The organism is Candidatus Nitrospira bockiana (genome assembly GCF_965152565.1).
Map to the genome: position 1 here is coordinate 2,927,763 of NZ_OZ224215.1, position 16,018 is coordinate 2,943,780.

Consider the following 16,018-nt stretch of genomic DNA (forward strand, 5'->3'; position numbering starts at 1 on the left):
CGCCGGGTCAGCCGGCCCGGAACTTCTCGGAAAACGGCCCCCGCGGCACATGGAGGCCCGTCTGTCGCATCCCCTCGAGGGCCCCCTGCCCCGTCTGTTGCTTGACCAGCCGCACACAGACGACCGCAAGCGCCAACATGATGTAGAGCAGGCTGCTGTAGGCCTGGGACAGGAAGAAGCCTCCGACGATGAATCCCCACAAACTGATTTCGAGCGCCTCGGCCAGCAAGAACAACCGGTCGCGCTCGCCTTCGGGCCCGGCGTCCGGGGCCGGCGCCGGAACGGGATCGCCGCGCGGCCGTGCGAGCGGGCTGGCGCGCCGCCGGTCCGTGGCCGTCTCGACGGTCCGGAGCGTCCTGATGGTGCGGGCCAACAGCCGGATGAAGACGGCCAAGCCGAGGACGCCCAACTCGACCGCGAGTTGGAGGAAGGAATTGTGGGCGGCGTTCCATTTGCCGAAGCCCCCGTGCGACAAGCCCTCCGCCGTGACGAACCCGTCGATGCCCGCGCCCCACGGCCGCGTGATCAGCAGGACCAAGCCGGTCTTCCAGATATCCGTCCGTCCGCCCGCCGTCCGATCGTACTCGGTCTGCGGGTCCCACATGGTGCGGATGCGCTCCTTCCACGCCGTCCCGGCCAGCACGCCGAAGACGAGAACCGCGCAGGCGACGATCGCGTACTTGGCGGACCGTTTCATGCGGCTCCGCGACAAGGCCAGGCCGCCCACGACCATGAGCGCCAGCAGTCCGCCCCGGGACTGCGTGAGCACGACCCCGTAGAGGCAGAGCAGCGCCAAGCCCAGCAACACCAGCTTCGCACGTCGCTCGGAGGTCGAGAACAGGTAGAGAATCAGCGGCATCGCGACGACGAACAGGAGCGCGAGGTCGTTGGCGTCGTAGCTCAGGGATTCGGCGGCGTATCGTCCTTCGTCGGGCCCATGGAAGATCCCCGGGACGGCCAATGCCGCGGTGGCCAGACAGCACACCCAGATCAGGGCGCGCACCTCTCGGATCGTCCGGCACCAATAGATGACGAACAGGAACAGGAGGATCGTTTTCATGTACACGGCCAGCAGGTAACGGAGGCTGTTCCCCGGCCAGACGGCGATCGGCACGGTGACGATCGCGAGGACGAGCAAGAGCATCACGTCCTTGACCGCCGGCATCTCGAGCGGCACCTTGTCAGCGAGCCCGCCCGGGGCTTTCAGCCAGGCGAGCAGCGCCAACCCACCCGCGAGGAGCCCCGGCCGCAACGGGGCGAGCACCGGGATCAGCTCCTGGATCCGTCCCACGGCGACCGTGGCATAGAGCATGAGGAACACGTGTCCCCACGACAGCCCCGTCCGGGACCGCTCGCGCCGCAACGGCAGGACGCCGGCGTGGCTCGCTAGGCGCATCGCCGCACCTCCTCTGCGATCCGACCGGCGTCGCGCGCCGTGACCCAGGCATGGGTGGGAAGCGTGATCAGCCGCCGGCTGATCTCCTCGGCCGTCGGGCATGACGACGATCCCGCAAGCCAAGGACGGAGCGGCTCCAGTCGTTCCAGCGGGAGCGGAAACCCCTCCGTCGCTCCCAAGCCGGCCTCCCGCAGGCGGTGCAGCAGCCGGCCGCGTACGGCGGCGGTCGGCGCAAGGACCGCCAGGCGCAGAAACGCCCCTTCGTCGTCCGGCCTCGGCCAGAGCACGCGGAGGCCGCTGCCCGCCAGAGCCTCGGCCAGCAGCGCCGCACGCGCCTGGCGGGTCCTCCGCAGGCGCGCCTCGTGAGGCAGCAAGGCGGCGAACAGCTCCCGCTGAAACGCCGTCATCGGCGCCACCTCGAACCCCGGATCGAAGATCGACCGGCCGAGCCCCAACCACGGCACCGCGGCCGGCATCCAGTAGAGGGTGGGATGGAGGAAGGCCGCCATCGCCGCCGCCTGGACCATACGAGCCAGGTCGTGCCCAGCCCGTCGCCGGCCGCGCACCCGGTCTCGGCACGCCGCGGCCAATGCGGGGTCGTTCATCCCGATGATCCCGCCGCCCGCTCCGGGCAGGGTCTTTCCGCGGCTCACGCTGAACACGACCACGTGCCCGGTGGCCCCGCCCGGCTGTGCTCGGCATCGAAGGCCCATGCCCTGCGCCGCGTCCTCGACCAGCGGGACTCCCTCCAGGTCGGCGATCCGGCGCAGCGCATGGATCCGGCACGGGAGCCCGTACAGATGGTGCGCCACGATGGCGAGGGTCCGCTTCGTGATGGCCGCCTCGACGGCATCGGGGGCCAAGCCCAGCGTGTCACCTTCGATGTCGCACAGCCTCACCGTGAACCCCGCCTTCACGACCGCGGCCGGCACGGAATAGGAGGTGTACGCGGGAACGATGACTTCGTCACGGTCCGGCCGCTGCTGCGAGAGCGCCGCCAGCGCCACCGCCAGCGCCGAGCGGCCGGAGACCGTGAAAATCCAGTCGCGACATCCGACCGCGGCGGTGAGCCGGGCCGCGAGGCGGCCCCAGGCGGACGCCGACGGCGCGGCCGTGCGCGCGATCGCCACGAGGACCGCCGCGAACGGAATCGGGGCACCCACCGGCGGCAAGGCGCGGAATCGACCGTCCACCGCGCGCCGCCAGCGTTCCGCTCGGATCGCCGGCGCCGGCCGGTCGTGTCCGCGTTCGATGATCAGCGAGGCCTGAGCTCCGTCTTTCACGTCGCCGACAATGCCTCCAGGTACATGGACAGGCGCTGCGTCAACCGGCGGAAGTCGAAGTCCTGCACGGCCGGCTCTTGCCACGGGGCCGGCCGATTTTGCCCGAGGGCGGCGCGCGCCCGCCGAATGCAGGCGAGGAGACCCTTCCGGATCTCCGACCGGTTCTGATAGTGCACGGCCACGCCCCGTCCGGTCCGGGTCAGGATGTCGGCCACGGCGCCACGACTCCCGATGTTGAAGATCACCGGCCCCGCCCCCAAGGCGTCATAGAGCTTCAGCGGAACCTGCAGGGGGTGGCGTTCGTCGAGCACGAGCACGACGTGCGACTCGAGCGTCTGCTTCAGGGCTTCGTGACGCGACACGGATCCATGCAGCGAGACCAGCTCGGCCAGGCCGAGGCGGGCCACCATGCCCTGGACCGATTGCCCGTCCGCGCGGCCGACCTGCCCCACGAACCGGACCCGTACGTCTTCGGGCTTCAGGCTCCCGTCTTGGATGAGCCCGGAGAGCGCGGCCAGGAAAGGCTCCGGAGTCCGACCGTGGTAGAACGTGCCGAAGTAGGAAAAGACGAGCGGGGTCGGGTCCGGCCGCGACCAGTCGATGGACGCGAGCTCCTCGGGATCGAATCCACTCGTCAACGTGTGAAACCGCTCGACCGGTATCAGGGGATGCTCCTTCCTGGCCTCATCGGTCATCGCCGGCGTGACGGAGAGGATGAGGTCGGCGTCCCGCATGACGCGGGCGATCAACCGCGTTTCGAGCCGGTCGCTGAGCGGGCTCCTGAAGATCGGAAACTTGTGCCGCAGCGACCACGGATCGCGAAAGTCCGCGATCCAGGCGACGGGTGCGAGCCGTTTCAACGCCAGACCCACGACGTGCGCCGTGAACGGAGGACCGGTCGTGATCACGTGGCGGATCTCGTGCCGGCGGATGAGCCGGAGGCCCGCGCGCACCGCCGGCGGCACCCACGCCGCCTCACGGTCGGGCAGGGACAACAGCGCGAGCAGCGAGCGCTTCGTCCTTGCAGGCAGCCCGCGGGCCGGGGTGAAGCACTGCTCGTACGGGACCTCGATCTGCGCCGCCCGTGACGGCCCCGTCCCCCGCCGCTCGGCTTGCCGCGACCGCCACCGCTCGTACACCTTGAGCGGGTGCGGCCATTCCGCGACCTGATGGACGGACCCCGCCGCCAGCCCTGCGCGCCCTTCCTTGTCTTCGGTCGGCACCGTCAGGACGATCGGCGACCAGCCGTACCCCGGCAAGTAGCGGGCGAACGCATGCGGGCGTACCCCGCCGACAGCGGGGGCCGGCGGGTAGTGATAGGCGATGAGCAGGACGGGGGTCATCCCGGACCGCTCGCCGTCGCCATCCGCTCCGTTCATCCGTCTCGCGGCTTCCCGCATCACGTGCCTCCCACCTGTGTGGCGGCCTTCGGCACGCCGAGCGCGTGTCTCGGCCTGAAGACCCATCCGAAGATCTCGACAACCTCCGCACACATACGGCGGTCCACCATGATGCCGCCGCCGTAGCTCGCCGCACCCAGCAGAATCTCCACGGTGAGGCGAACGGCGGTCGCCCCCACCGTCGCAACCGGAAAGAAGAGCCGCACGGCGACGACGGCAAGCGTCATCAGCAGGAGCGGCCTGACCAAGGGGCTGAGCTCCCGCAGCAGGGCCGAGGCCTTCAAGCCCAGCTCCCGCATCCCTTCGCGCGCCATGCCGACCAACACCAGCGGATAGACCAAGACCCAGGCCAACGCGACCCCGATCGTGCCGTACCACCATGCGCCGACGACGAAGGGACCCGGCATCACGACGAGCAAGAGCAGGTTGCGGCGGAACAGAAATCCGGTGCGGTACCGCGCGAGCAAGACGGGCCCGAAGAGCACTTGGACCGAGTGCAGAACGGCATAGAGGCAGAAGATCCTGAACATCGGCACGACGGGCATCCAATTCGGCCCGAGCGCCACCCGGACGAAATCGTCGGCGACGAGGGCCCCGCCGATGCTCAGCGGCATCGTGACGCAGGTCACCAGGCGCAGGATCTTCACGAACGAGTCCTGCAGTCGCTCGCGGTCGTCCTGCCATCGGGACAGGATCGGGAACGAGAGCTGATTGACCACCACCGAAATTTTCGTGACGGGCAGCGTCGCGAGATGCTTGGCCATGGAATAGAGGCCGAGGCTCTGCTCATTCGTGACCTTGCCGACGATCACGCTGTCCACTTGCTGGTACAACGCCCAGCCGAGGTGCGCGCCGACGGCCGACAGGCTGTAGCGGAGCATCGCACCGAGCCGCCGCCCGCTGATGACGAAGCCGGGGAACCAGGGACGAAAGCGCACGATCAGCGCCGTTTGGGTGCAGGCCTGGGTGAGCCATCCCAGGACCAGCGCCCAGACCCCGGCCCCGTTCCAGGCGAGCCCCAACGTCACGGGAATGCTCAGCACGGCGGCCGCCATCTCGGCCTGGGCGATCTTGTCGAGCGCCACCTCCTTCCGAAGCATGGCGTCGGGGATCAGCCGGATGGACGCGAGGAGCAACGAGAGGCTCGCCACGCGGAGCGCGTCGGTCACCCGGGGAATCCCGAACCACTCCGCGATACCGGGCGCCGCCGAGAACAACAGGAGATATCCGGACACGGTCGTGACGAGCGTCAGCCAAAAGATCACATTCAGCTCTCCCTCGTCGACGTCCTTAAACTGGACCACGGCGCCGCCCAGACCCAGCTCGGCCAGCATCGCGAAGACCGCGGTCCAAATTCCCACCACCGCCATCACGCCGTAATCGCCGGGGCTCACCCACCGCGCGACGAACAGGGTGCTGAGAAAGGACAAGGCCTGGATCCCGCCCCTCGACCAGACCATCCAAAAGAGGGACCGTGCCACCCGCTCTTTCATGTCGGCCTCTGCCTGAGCAGCCTGGTGAGGCGGCGCGTGATCTTGCCCTCGATCACCGCGGCAAGCCCCTGCGGGTAGCAGGCGGCGAGCACGGCGAGGAAGCGTCCGGCGCGCCGCCACTCCCCCCGACGCGCCAGCGCGACCATCTGCCACAAGGCCAGCTCCCCGTAGCGGGTGCGGCAGCGCGCAAGGCCTTCACGATAGGCGTCCCGGTAGGCGGCCTGCGCACGGAGATGCGGACGCTGCGCGCGCAGGACGTGCATGCCCCACTTCAACATCACGTCCCATTGCCGGGAGAGCTGGTGCGCCTTCCGGCGGTACTCGGCGATCACCTCGTGATGGCAATACAAGGGCGTGCGCCGCGCGAGCCGGAGATAGAGATCATAATCCTCACAGGCTTGAAGCCGGGGATCGAAGCCGCCCGCCTCGACCAGGACCTGCCGCTTGAACATGACGGCGTGAATCGAGCCGATGAAGTTCACGCGGAGCAGGGAGCCGTAGTGGTCGGGCAAGGGATCGCAGCAGTGCACGTGACGCCACGTGCTGTCCGGCCCGAGCAAACGGAAATCCCCGCAGACCCAGCCGACCTCGGGCCGCCGTCGGAACCCATCGAGACACGTCTCGAAGTGCCCGGGTAAGACGCGGTCGTCGGCATCGAGAAAGACCACGTAGTCGCCGCGGCTCGCCGCGAGCCCTCGGTTCCGCGCGGCGGCCGGACCCCGGTTCGCCTGCCTGATGTACCGGACGCCGGAACAGCCCGCGAGGACATCCGCCGTGTGATCGGTCGATCCGTCGTCGACGACGACGATCTCGCAGCGGGAGTTGGCCTGGGCCTGAACCGAGGCGATCGCCTCCCCGATATACCGCCCGTGATTGTGCGTGGGGATCACGACGCTGACGAGCGGCTGCGGCTGCGGACGACCGATGCTCATCGTTCCTCGCTACTCGGCCTTCTCGGCCACCAAGAGCCGCCCGAGCTTGTGACGGAGGAGTCCCGCCAGGCCCTGCGGGTAGAAGCGGAGCAGCACCCAGAGCGCGCGGAACGCCCGCCCCCACCGACCCGCGCGCGCGTCCGCGACCATCTGCCAGACGAGCGGAGGGCCGCACGCGTCTTGGTATTGACGCACGCCGCTGCGGTACGCGGCCTCGTAGACGGGATTCCCTTTGACGTACGGCCACTGGTCCCGCATCACGCGCACACCGGTCGACAGCATCACGTCCCACTTCCGGGACATCTGATTCGGATGGCGCCGATACTCGGCGATCACCTGGTGATGGCACTGGATGGGATAGAGCCGCGCGAGGCGCAGCCAGCAATCACGGTCCTCGTTGGACCGCCAGTGTTCCCCGAAACCGCCCAGACGCATCAGCGCCTCACGACGGACCATCACGGTGTGCGGCGGCGTGATGAACCCGAAGCGCAGGAGCGCCGCGTACTGGTCCGGCTGATCCGAGCAGGTGTGGCGGTGCCACGTCCCCTCGGCGCCGAACCACCGGAAGTCGCCGCACACGAGCGCGAGCTCGGGACGGCGGCGAAAGACGTCCAGGCACGTCTCGAGGTGATGGGGTAGGATGCGGTCGTCGGCGTCCAGGAACACCAGGTACGGGCCGCGGCTGTGGTGCATGCCGGTGTTCCGCGCCGCCGGGAGCCCCCGGTTGCGTTCGTGGCGGACGTACCGAACGGTCGAATACCCGGCCGCGACCTGCGCCGTCTCATCCGGAGAGCCGTCGTCGACGACGATGATCTCGTAATGGGGATGGGTCTGCGCCAGGACGCTGTCGATGGCCTCGCCGAGAAACCGGGCTTGCCGATAGCACGGGATCACGACGCTCACGAGCTCCGGATGCGGAGCGAGCGCCGTGTCTTCGATCCCCCGCCGTCCCAATGTCTCCAGCTCCATGGCGCCGTCCTCGATCGTCACCGTGGGTGCCCCGCCCGCCGCCCCATTTTGTGCCGCGCCAACATCACGAGCCCTTCCGGATACCACCGGAGCAGCGCCCCCAAGAGACGCCCCGCCCGGCGCCAATCACCCGCGCGCGCGGCCGCCACCGTGCTCCAAGCCAGCGGCTCCCCGTACAGACGGCGGCGATGGTGCCATCCGATCCGCCAGGCCCGCTCGTAGTCGGGCCGTCCTTTCGCATAGCGGTGATGCCGCCTGAGCATCTCCACGGCATACCGCAACATCAGGTCCCATTTCTGAGAGGTCTGCTCCGAGTGGCGCCGGTACTCCGCGATGACCCGATGGTGGCAGTAGATCGGGTGCGCGCGGGCGATGCGCAGGTACAGGTCCTGGTCCTCACAGCTTTTCAGCTCGACGTTGAATCCGTGCTCCTTCAGCAGGATGTCGCGCCGGAACATCACCGTATGCGGCGGGCCGATGAAGTTGGTCCGCAGCAAGGTCGCGTAGTGATCCGGCGTCGGCCGGCAATCGTGGATGTGGTGCACGTCTCCTACCCCGCACCAGCGGTAGTCTCCGCAGACGAAGCCCGCGTCGGGATGCCGACGGAACAGCTCCAGGCACGACGCGAAATGCTCGGGCAGCAGCCGATCGTCCGCATCGAGAAAGACGGTGTACGGCCCGCGGCTGGCCTCGAGCCCCCGGTTTCTCGCCGCGCAGCGCTCCTGTCGGGGCTGGCGGATGTACCGCACCCCGGGATAGCGGCGGACGATCCGGGCGGGATCGTCCGGAGACTCGTCGTCCACGACGATGATGTCATGCTCGGGATGGGTCTGGGCCAGGACGCTCTCGATCGCCTCCGACAGAAAATGGGCTTGCTTGTAGCAAGGAATAACGACGCTGACGAGTTCCAATGCCGCCTCTTTCTCGTGCCCTGTATCTTCATCGTCCCCTCGATTCTCGACTAGCGGCCGGAGGCCGCACGCTGCTCGGCGTACAGGGGAGGCGCCAGTCCTTCCCCGTCCATTCCCTGCACCAGGCGGTCGGCGAGGTCCTCGATCCGGGCCCGCAGCGTGTCGCAGCACCGCCGCACGTCCTCGAACGTCCCGCGATACGGATCGTCGATCTCGAGATCGCAGCCGAGCTCCGACCGGCACGCACCGAGCAAGACGACCTTGCCTTTGGCGGACCGAAACCGGGCGAGCAGCTCCGCCTCGTTATAGTGGTCCATCACGAAGACGACGTCCGCACGCCGGACCAGGTCAGGGGTGACCGGAGTGGCGCGATGGTCCCGTAAGGAGACGCCGTATTCCGCAACCGCGGCGACGGCACGCGGGTCCGCGCCGTTGAGCGGATTGGCGTGCAGCCCCGCCGATTCGACCTCGATCGAGCGCCCGCGTTTCTCGAGCGCCTGCCGCAACAAGGCCGCCGCCATGGGGCTGCGGACGATGTTGCCGTGGCAGACGAACAGCACCGACCGGGCGTGGGCCACCCAGGCCGGCACCCGATCCCGTTGAAGGCCGACTCCGCGGCCCAGGGCCTTGGCCAGGAACACGCGTCGCGCCCGGGTGTCCAGCGCGAGACTCCGCCGCCGAATGACGAGCATGGGCGCCGGGATCGCCCGCCGCACCAGATGCGCGAGGGCCCCGCGCAGCAGGCTGCGAAGGAGCCGCTCGAGCTCCGAGAAGCCCGGGTGAGGATCTCGCCAACTCCAGAGCATGTCCTTGGTCGGCGGGAGTGCGTCCGCCACGGTATCGGCGACGGTGCGGAGGGCCGAGGGCCCGCCGGCCGGCTCCCCTCGCAGGGCGTCCCGCAGCCGCTGGAGCGAGCCGGCGGTCCACCGTGCCCGCACGCCGACCCGGTAGGTCTGAGGGATCACCGGGGTGCCGCCTTGGGCGAGCTCCCAGTCGTAACGAGGGAAGTCCATGCCCGCATGGATGGACAGCGCGAGCGACCCCCAGTAGCGGCCGTTGACCTCCATCAACACCGCCCGCCCCGATTCGGGATCCACGCGGAACTCCACCATCGCGACCCCGTCCCAGTCGAGCGCGCGCAACAGCCGGACGGCGTGCTGCGCCAACAACGGATCGACCGCTTGAGACACCGCGACGACGCTCACGCCGCCGGCGCTTGGGAACTCCTTCACGCGGCGGTGTTGGAACAGCGCGAGCGGGCGGCCCTTGTGCATCAACACTTCCACTCCAACCCCGACCCCGGGGCAAAACTCCTGAACGACATAGTCACGGTCGAATCGAGGATAGGTCTCGAATGCCGCCCGCAGCTCGGCGGCGGTCTCGAACCGCCGGACCTTGAACGCGGCGGCCGCGCCGGCACGCTTCCTCGCCGGCTTGGCGATGACCGGGAACCGGATGAGACGGGCATCCACGTCAGCGGCGCACGTGACCGGATACGTCTCGGGAACCGGGACGCCGTGGCGAGCCGCGAGGGCGAGCGTGCAGGACTTGTCGAGCACCCGGCGCACGATGCCGGGGGCCGGGCAGGCGGGCGGAGCGATCTCGGCCACCGTCTCGAAATGCTCCGCGATCACGGAGAGCGCCGTGTCGCTCGCCGGGATGACCCGGTCATACTCGAAGCCGACGACACGCTGAAGCAGGGACGCGAAAAAGAACAGGGGGTCGGCCTCGGGGGACGGTAAGCGGACGAACCGCCGAATCGCGCGAGAGGAGATCGACGGCGCGTGCGGTGACATGGCGGCGACGTCGACGGCCACGCCGCACCTCGCCAGAGAGCGGGCAACCGCGACGACGATTCGCGGCTCTTCACCGAGAATCAAGACCGCCTTCATCGTCCGACCCCCGCCCCCGCCATACCGCGCAGCAGCCGCACCCCGCGTCCCAGCCACCGCGTGACGCCGCGGCTCACGGCCCACTCCGCCGCCTCGAGCTCGATACGCCGGCCGCCGAACCCGCGCTTGAACTGCTCGAGGCCGGACCCCGCGTCGCTCACGCCGCCGAGATTGAACGTCCCGAGGCCGTCCTGCCGGAGCAGCTCGGCGATGCCGTAAACGAGAAAATGGGACGCCCCTCGCGCCATGCCGGCCTGACTCGTCCCGGCCGAGTGGTAATAGGCCCCGGCCTGCGCGCGCAGCAGCAGGATCGAGGAGAAGACCTCCTCGCCCGCCGCCGCCTGGAAGACCTCTCCGGCACCGGTCTCGACCAGGGCCGTCACCTCCTCGAGCTGGCCGGCCCCCATGCCCGGAACCCGCTCGCCGCGCGCCTCACGGCGTTCCATGGACGCAGCCATGAGCGCCAGGTGGACCCGGCACGCGTCGGCGTCGGCACGCCGGCGAATGACGAGCCCGCTCTTTCGGCCTCGCTTGACGTTGCGGGCGTGGTTCGACGACAGCCCCGCCCATGGTCTCGACGACGTGAGGTCCAGGACGTATTCCCAGCGCCGGCGGCGTACGGTCGCCGGCGGTCTGTGCGGCAGCTCGGCGGCGGGCGAAGCAAACGAGCCGGCCTCGAACGCGGTCACGCGGGTACGCCGCGCCCAGGCGAACAGGTCCTGCCAGAAGCGTTCGCCGCCGGCCGGCGGCGCCGGTGCCGAGGGCAACTCCAGGTGGCGGGTCACGAGGCCGGTTTTCAGAAAGGCCGCACACACCGGCTCCCATGCGCCCGGCTCGCCCAGCGAGATCAGGCAGGGTTCCCAGCCGAGCCGTTCGCGTGCGGCCAGATAGAAGGGCGTGTGGAACGGGTTCGCCGCATCGCGCCGCGCCAGCCGTTCCCGCATCTCACGATGCGGCTCTCTGTCCACCCGTAGCTGCGTCATGCCGCTCCCGTCAGCTCCCATTCGAGCAGGTTGGCATCGAGGGTGAACTTGCAGGCCCAGTTCAAATACAGAAACGCGTTGTAGCCGCCCTGGATCGGAAAAGACCCCTTGACGCCGCCCCGGATCTCGGGCGGTCCCTCGACCCGCACGGTGCGGCGGACGTACCGGTTGGCGGTGACGGCGGCCGTCAGATAGCTCTCGCACCCCGTCTCTTGGTACAGCAGCAACCAACACAGGGCGATTTGGGAAGTCCCGGTCAAGCATGCCCACGAGACCGCCGGTCGCCAGTCCTCCCGAAGACGTCCGGCAAGGTGCCCGTCCCGACGCATGGTCGCCTGCAGGGCATCCGCCGTCCTTCGGGCGGCTTCGAGCAACATCGCGTCCCGGGTGGCCCGATACCCTTCGATGACGCCGCGGAGGACGTAGCCGATCGTATGGGTCAACGGCTGTCCGGGATCCGTCAGGCAGCAGCGCGCGAACCAGCCGTTACTCCGCTGCAGGGAGAGCGCCCACCGGATGTTCCGGAACGCCGCGTCCAGGTATCCGCGTCCGGGCTCCACCCGAGCGGCCTCGATCAAGCCCCACGCCACGTGGGTGTCGAAGGCCTTCTCTCCGGACTCGGCGAACGGGCTCGGATGCCGGCGCCAGCAGCCGTCCGCATCCTGTGTCGCGACCAGCCAATCCGCGGCCCGGACCATGGCATCCCGGTAAGGAGACCCGAACGCCCGCGCCCCGGCGGCGAGCCCGATGAGGATCTGTCCGGTATTGAACGTGACGGGGACGACGGGGCGCTCGCCGATCATGCCGCCTTGGAAACCGCCTTCGGGCAACTGGATCGCGACGAGCCAATCGAGCATCCGCTTCACCCGGGCCCGCACGGCCGCGTCGCCCTGCCGCTCCGCATAGGCGAGCAGGGTCGGGACGATGTACCCGGTCGTTTCCGGATAGGAGGCACTCCACCCGGTGATCAGGCTGAAGTGCCGGGCCACTCCCCCGTCCTGCGACTGCGAGCGGTCCTGCGCGGTGCCGAGCCAGCCGATCCCCGCCTCGATCACCCGCCGGCTTCCCGGATCGGCATCCGGCGGTCCGGCGGCGTCATGCCGCATCGCCCGTCTCGCGGCGGCCGGCAGTTGCAGGTATCGCCGCACCGCGCGGAGCGGCTCGAGCAACCCGGCGGACCTCTGTGGCAGGATCCCCTTCACCGACGGCGCCTTTCTGCCGGCATTGTCGCGACCGGCCGGACCAACGATCGGATTGCCTCTCACCCGACCGGGATCATGGAATGTTCCGGACGATGGCGGGGCCGAGGCGGTTCGCGAGCGCGAGCGGGAGTCGTTTCCACAGACGGACGGCGAGCGCATAGCGGGGGTTGTGGGGCTGGAGATCCGGCAACACTCCATCCGCCGTCCAATACTCCCAATACAACGGCACCTCCTCCGCGCCCCATTGCTGCTTGAACTTGTACGGCCCGGACCCCGGAGTGCTGCGTCCGAAATCGAACCGTGTGTAGCCGGCTTTGATGGCGTGCTGGATCAATTCCCAGTACAGGCGCTGATTCGGGCAGCGCGAGAGGGCGTCGCGCCGGGACGCGGCCCACGGCACTTCCAAGGTTCCCCGGTGCGCGAGCGCCAAGGCCGCGGCGACGACCTGCCGGCCATGGCGGACCGTGCAGACCCGAAAGGCGTCGGGAAACGTCTGCACCACGGTCTCAAACAATCGGCGCGGATAGACCGGCGTCCCGAGGTCCCGCATGTTACGGGCAAACACCTCGTAGAACGCGCCGACCTCGCTCGCGCCGCCGATGGTCACGGACAGCCCGGCCAGCTCCGCCTTGCGGACTTGGTTCCGCAGCTTCCCGTCGAACCCTTTCCACTGCGCCTCCACGCTGGGGGCGAGGGAGAGCACCATGGTCACTTTGTGCTGCTTCCCTTGCGGCACGAACCCATGCGGCGCCAGATGCCGCGCTTCCAGGTGCCCGGCCTTGTGCCTCATCGCGAGCGCCACCCCATGCTCCCACAGCCGTCGCTCGATCTCTTCGGAGTCGCCGAGCACGCCGCCGTAGTTGACGAACGGCAGCGAGACCATGAAACGGCCGAACAGCCGGGAGTCCATGAGCACGAGCGGCAGCACCCCGACGATGTGACCGTGCGCGGTCGCCGCGACCGGGAAGACCCGATGGCCGAACACCCGGGCGATGAGCCCCAGCCACTCGAAGCGATGATAGAAGGTCGCGCGCGGATGGGCGGAGACGTAGGCGTTCCACGCCGCCAGATGCTCGACGACCGAGACGGCGGGCGTGTTGAGACCCGACGGGCGGGGCGCGGCTCGCGGGAGCGTCGACGTCGTCATGCGACCTGTTCCTGGAGGCCGGCCCACCGCGGCCGGAGCGCCTCACGGATCGCACCGAACCGAAAGTCGCCCAGGAGCCGGGCGACCCGGGCCTCCGTCTTGTCGAGATTGAGATAGTGCCGGCAGCGGGAGAGCATGGGCCCCCGCAGTCGAGGCTGATCCGGATCGATCTCCCACGGGTGCAGGTAGAGGACGAGCGGCTGTCCGGCGGATTCGATCCTCTTCAACCAGGTCCGGAGGAGCGGGTACGGCCACAGCCGCAGATAGCCGCCGCCGGCAACGGGCATGCGGGTCCGCCCGACGGCGAGCGTGCTCGGAGGCACCTCCCAGATCGGACCGGCGCCCGTCATGATCCGGTGGCACGCGGGATTCGCGCCCGGGAGACCGTAGCGGTCGTGCCAGACCGGAAAGATGCTCGAATCGTACCGGTAGCCTTCCTCGACCAGGATGCGCAAGGCCCAGACGGTGTCCTCCATGATCGTGAAGCTGGGCGCTCGATAGCCCAGCACCGGCTCACCGACGAGGTCCTCGAGAATCGCTTTCGCCCGCCGGACGTCCGCGCGAAACTGATCCGGCGTCAAGTCGGTGAGCACCTGATGGCCGTACCCGTGGCAGGCCACCTCGTGGCCCTCGGCGTGGATCCGCCGGACGAGCGCCGGATGGCGCTCGGCCACCCACCCCAACACGAAAAACGTCGCGCTGGCCTTCGCCGCCGACAACCGATCGAGCAGGCGGCCGGTCGTCGCCTCGACCCGGCTCTCGAAACGTTCCCAATCGGCGGCCTTGACCACGTCCTCGAACGCCGAGACATGGAAATACTCTTCGACGTCGATGCTCAGTACGTTCATGCCTGTCTGAGGATCAGCGCGCCCCCGACTGGAACAGGACCGTCGCGATCGTCTTGCACGCGATCAAGGCGTCCAGCCTGAGGGACATGTGTTTGATGTAATAGAGGTCGTACTGGAGTTTTTCGGCCGCATCCTGCACGGTGGCGCCGTAGCGAAACTTCACCTGGGCCCATCCGGTGATGCCCGGTTTGACCGCCAGACGGTAGGCGTAGAAGGGGACTTCCTTGGACAGACGCTCGATGAACTCCGGGCGTTCGGGCCTCGGACCGATCATGCTCATCTCGCCCCAGAGGACGTTGATGATTTGCGGCAATTCGTCCAACCGGTACTGCCGCATGATCCGCCCGATCGTCGTGACGCGCGGGTCCTGCTCCTGGGCCCAGAGGGGCCGACCCGCTTCGGCGTCCTGCCGCATCGAACGAAACTTCAGGATCGTGAAGCGGCGGCCGTCGAGCCCCACCCGTTCCTGTCGGTAGAAGACGGGCCCAGGGGACGTGAGCTTGATCAACGCGGGCAGCAGCACGAACAGCGGGGCGGTGCACAGCAGCGTGATCAGGGCCAAGAGAATGTCCGTCGCCCGCTTCACCGCGCGGGACGGCCAGTGAAAGCCGTCCCGAAAAACGAAGTAGCCCGGCGTGAGCCCGTCCAACGGAATCTTGCGGCTCAGGCGCTCGTAGAACGCGACCGCGTCCTCGACGCGCATGCCGCGGAACCGGCACGCGAGCAGTTGGTCCATGGGGAGGTCGTGGCGCCGGTCGGTCATCGCGACGACGATGTACTCGACGCCGTCTCGCAACGCGATCTCGTCGAGCCGATCGAGCGGATCGCACAGCTCGTCCGGCTGGCCCAGCAAGTCGGGCGCATCGAGCATGCACTGCCTCTGCACGTGTCCCACCAGCCGGTAGGACGGGTGCCGCTCCAGCTCGGCCGCGATGCGATCGCCGAGCACGCCGTCGCCGACGATCAATACCGGACGCCGTCGGGCGCCCCGGTGACGCTCCGCTCGCCGCTCAGAACCCATCAGCGCCTTCTCGTTCCGACTCTTCCAGATCCATCGTGCGGGCAACGGTTCGGCCTCGCCGGCTTCGTGTACCAGCGAGAAGCCCGCGAGCCACGGTTCGGCCGTCGTATGGTCGTCCTGCAGCCCGGCTCCGATGCCCGCGCAACGCGGCAGCGAATCCTCGCCTTCGGCCATATGCGCCTCTCGGACAGTTTGTTCCCGTCGAAATCCTGGACGCATCCTAGATGCTTCTCCGAGACCTCGACATCGGAGAGGCGCTGGAACCACTGTAGGAAATCCTTCGTGGAGAAATTCGTCTTGGACTTACAGGCAGTCAGTCGTGCCGTCGGTTCGACGCGAGGAGGCGCGTGTGCTCATGCCGTATCAAGGGATATGGATACCGGCAACTCTGTACGTCGCTCACAGTGACGAGGCGCGCGGCTCGCAGTTGCAGCGGGTCGCGTCGAGCGGCCGTGTTGGTGGGAAAAAGCAGGGAGGAACGCCGTCCGCATACGTCCGACGGAAACGACACGATGGCTCGCGTCTGCACGCGAGCGCGGGC

The 16,018-nt window shown here is 68.7% G+C and carries 13 protein-coding genes; all 13 read right to left on the reverse strand.

Translation table 11 applies throughout. From position 1 onward, the window contains the following. Positions 1 to 7 precede the first annotated feature (7 nt). A complete protein-coding gene (locus ACWHYV_RS14305; protein WP_447977170.1) occupies positions 8 to 1,396 on the reverse strand; it encodes an O-antigen ligase family protein in 1,389 nt (462 codons plus the stop codon). Beyond that, positions 1,387 to 2,679 (reverse strand): DegT/DnrJ/EryC1/StrS family aminotransferase, encoded by a 1,293-nt coding sequence (locus ACWHYV_RS14310; protein ID WP_447977171.1) that lies wholly within the window; start codon positions 2,677 to 2,679, stop codon positions 1,387 to 1,389. Before ACWHYV_RS14310 ends, ACWHYV_RS14305 begins: the two co-directional genes overlap by 10 nt. After that, positions 2,676 to 4,079 (reverse strand): hypothetical protein, encoded by a 1,404-nt coding sequence (locus ACWHYV_RS14315; protein WP_447977172.1) that lies wholly within the window; start codon positions 4,077 to 4,079, stop codon positions 2,676 to 2,678. Before ACWHYV_RS14315 ends, ACWHYV_RS14310 begins: the two co-directional genes overlap by 4 nt. Then, complete coding sequence (locus ACWHYV_RS14320; protein ID WP_447977173.1) at positions 4,079 to 5,572, reverse strand: lipopolysaccharide biosynthesis protein; 1,494 nt, start codon at positions 5,570 to 5,572, stop codon at positions 4,079 to 4,081. The genes ACWHYV_RS14315 and ACWHYV_RS14320 overlap by 1 nt, the downstream gene beginning before the upstream one ends. Then, positions 5,569 to 6,504, reverse strand: a complete 936-nt coding sequence (locus ACWHYV_RS14325) for a glycosyltransferase family 2 protein (RefSeq protein ID WP_447977174.1) — start codon at positions 6,502 to 6,504, stop codon at positions 5,569 to 5,571. Before ACWHYV_RS14325 ends, ACWHYV_RS14320 begins: the two co-directional genes overlap by 4 nt. Before the next feature lie 9 nt (positions 6,505 to 6,513). After that, complete coding sequence (locus ACWHYV_RS14330; RefSeq protein ID WP_447977175.1) at positions 6,514 to 7,473, reverse strand: glycosyltransferase family 2 protein; 960 nt, start codon at positions 7,471 to 7,473, stop codon at positions 6,514 to 6,516. A 17-nt stretch (positions 7,474 to 7,490) separates the two neighbouring features. Then, entirely contained in the window at positions 7,491 to 8,384 is an 894-nt protein-coding gene (locus ACWHYV_RS14335; RefSeq protein WP_447977176.1) for a glycosyltransferase, read from the reverse strand. 50 nt (positions 8,385 to 8,434) lie between these two features. Beyond that, positions 8,435 to 10,276: an arsenate reductase/protein-tyrosine-phosphatase family protein gene (locus tag ACWHYV_RS14340; protein ID WP_447977177.1), complete on the reverse strand. Its 1,842-nt coding sequence runs from the start codon at positions 10,274 to 10,276 to the stop codon at positions 8,435 to 8,437. Then, positions 10,273 to 11,259, reverse strand: coding sequence for a GNAT family N-acetyltransferase (locus ACWHYV_RS14345; protein WP_447977178.1), 987 nt, complete (start codon positions 11,257 to 11,259; stop codon positions 10,273 to 10,275). Before ACWHYV_RS14345 ends, ACWHYV_RS14340 begins: the two co-directional genes overlap by 4 nt. Next, entirely contained in the window at positions 11,256 to 12,461 is a 1,206-nt protein-coding gene (locus ACWHYV_RS14350) for a hypothetical protein (protein WP_447977179.1), read from the reverse strand. The genes ACWHYV_RS14345 and ACWHYV_RS14350 overlap by 4 nt, the downstream gene beginning before the upstream one ends. 73 nt (positions 12,462 to 12,534) lie before the next feature. Further along, positions 12,535 to 13,608 carry a FemAB family XrtA/PEP-CTERM system-associated protein gene (locus ACWHYV_RS14355; RefSeq protein ID WP_447977180.1) on the reverse strand — a complete coding sequence of 358 codons (1,074 nt, stop codon included), beginning with the start codon at positions 13,606 to 13,608 and terminating at the stop codon, positions 12,535 to 12,537. Next, the gene (locus ACWHYV_RS14360) at positions 13,605 to 14,456 is read right to left on the reverse strand and encodes an XrtA system polysaccharide deacetylase (protein WP_447977181.1); all 852 of its coding nucleotides are present in this window, start codon (positions 14,454 to 14,456) and stop codon (positions 13,605 to 13,607) included. Before ACWHYV_RS14360 ends, ACWHYV_RS14355 begins: the two co-directional genes overlap by 4 nt. A 13-nt stretch (positions 14,457 to 14,469) precedes the next feature. Continuing rightward, a complete protein-coding gene (locus ACWHYV_RS14365; RefSeq protein WP_447977182.1) occupies positions 14,470 to 15,651 on the reverse strand; it encodes a TIGR03013 family XrtA/PEP-CTERM system glycosyltransferase in 1,182 nt (393 codons plus the stop codon). Positions 15,652 to 16,018 lie beyond the last annotated feature (367 nt).

Bases quoted from the DNA above. Each gene is read 5' to 3' on its own strand.
- ACWHYV_RS14305 (WP_447977170.1), bottom strand. From the start codon at position 1,396: ATGCGCCTAGCGAGCCACGCCGGCGTCCTGCCGTTGCGGCGCGAGCGG.
- ACWHYV_RS14315 (WP_447977172.1), bottom strand. From the start codon at position 4,079: ATGCGGGAAGCCGCGAGACGGATGAACGGAGCGGATGGCGACGGCGAG.
- ACWHYV_RS14320 (WP_447977173.1), bottom strand. From the start codon at position 5,572: ATGAAAGAGCGGGTGGCACGGTCCCTCTTTTGGATGGTCTGGTCGAGG.
- ACWHYV_RS14325 (WP_447977174.1), bottom strand. From the start codon at position 6,504: ATGAGCATCGGTCGTCCGCAGCCGCAGCCGCTCGTCAGCGTCGTGATC.
- ACWHYV_RS14330 (WP_447977175.1), bottom strand. From the start codon at position 7,473: ATGGAGCTGGAGACATTGGGACGGCGGGGGATCGAAGACACGGCGCTC.
- ACWHYV_RS14340 (WP_447977177.1), bottom strand. From the start codon at position 10,276: ATGAAGGCGGTCTTGATTCTCGGTGAAGAGCCGCGAATCGTCGTCGCG.
- ACWHYV_RS14345 (WP_447977178.1), bottom strand. From the start codon at position 11,259: ATGACGCAGCTACGGGTGGACAGAGAGCCGCATCGTGAGATGCGGGAA.
- ACWHYV_RS14355 (WP_447977180.1), bottom strand. From the start codon at position 13,608: ATGACGACGTCGACGCTCCCGCGAGCCGCGCCCCGCCCGTCGGGTCTC.
- ACWHYV_RS14360 (WP_447977181.1), bottom strand. From the start codon at position 14,456: ATGAACGTACTGAGCATCGACGTCGAAGAGTATTTCCATGTCTCGGCG.
- ACWHYV_RS14365 (WP_447977182.1), bottom strand. From the start codon at position 15,651: ATGGCCGAAGGCGAGGATTCGCTGCCGCGTTGCGCGGGCATCGGAGCC.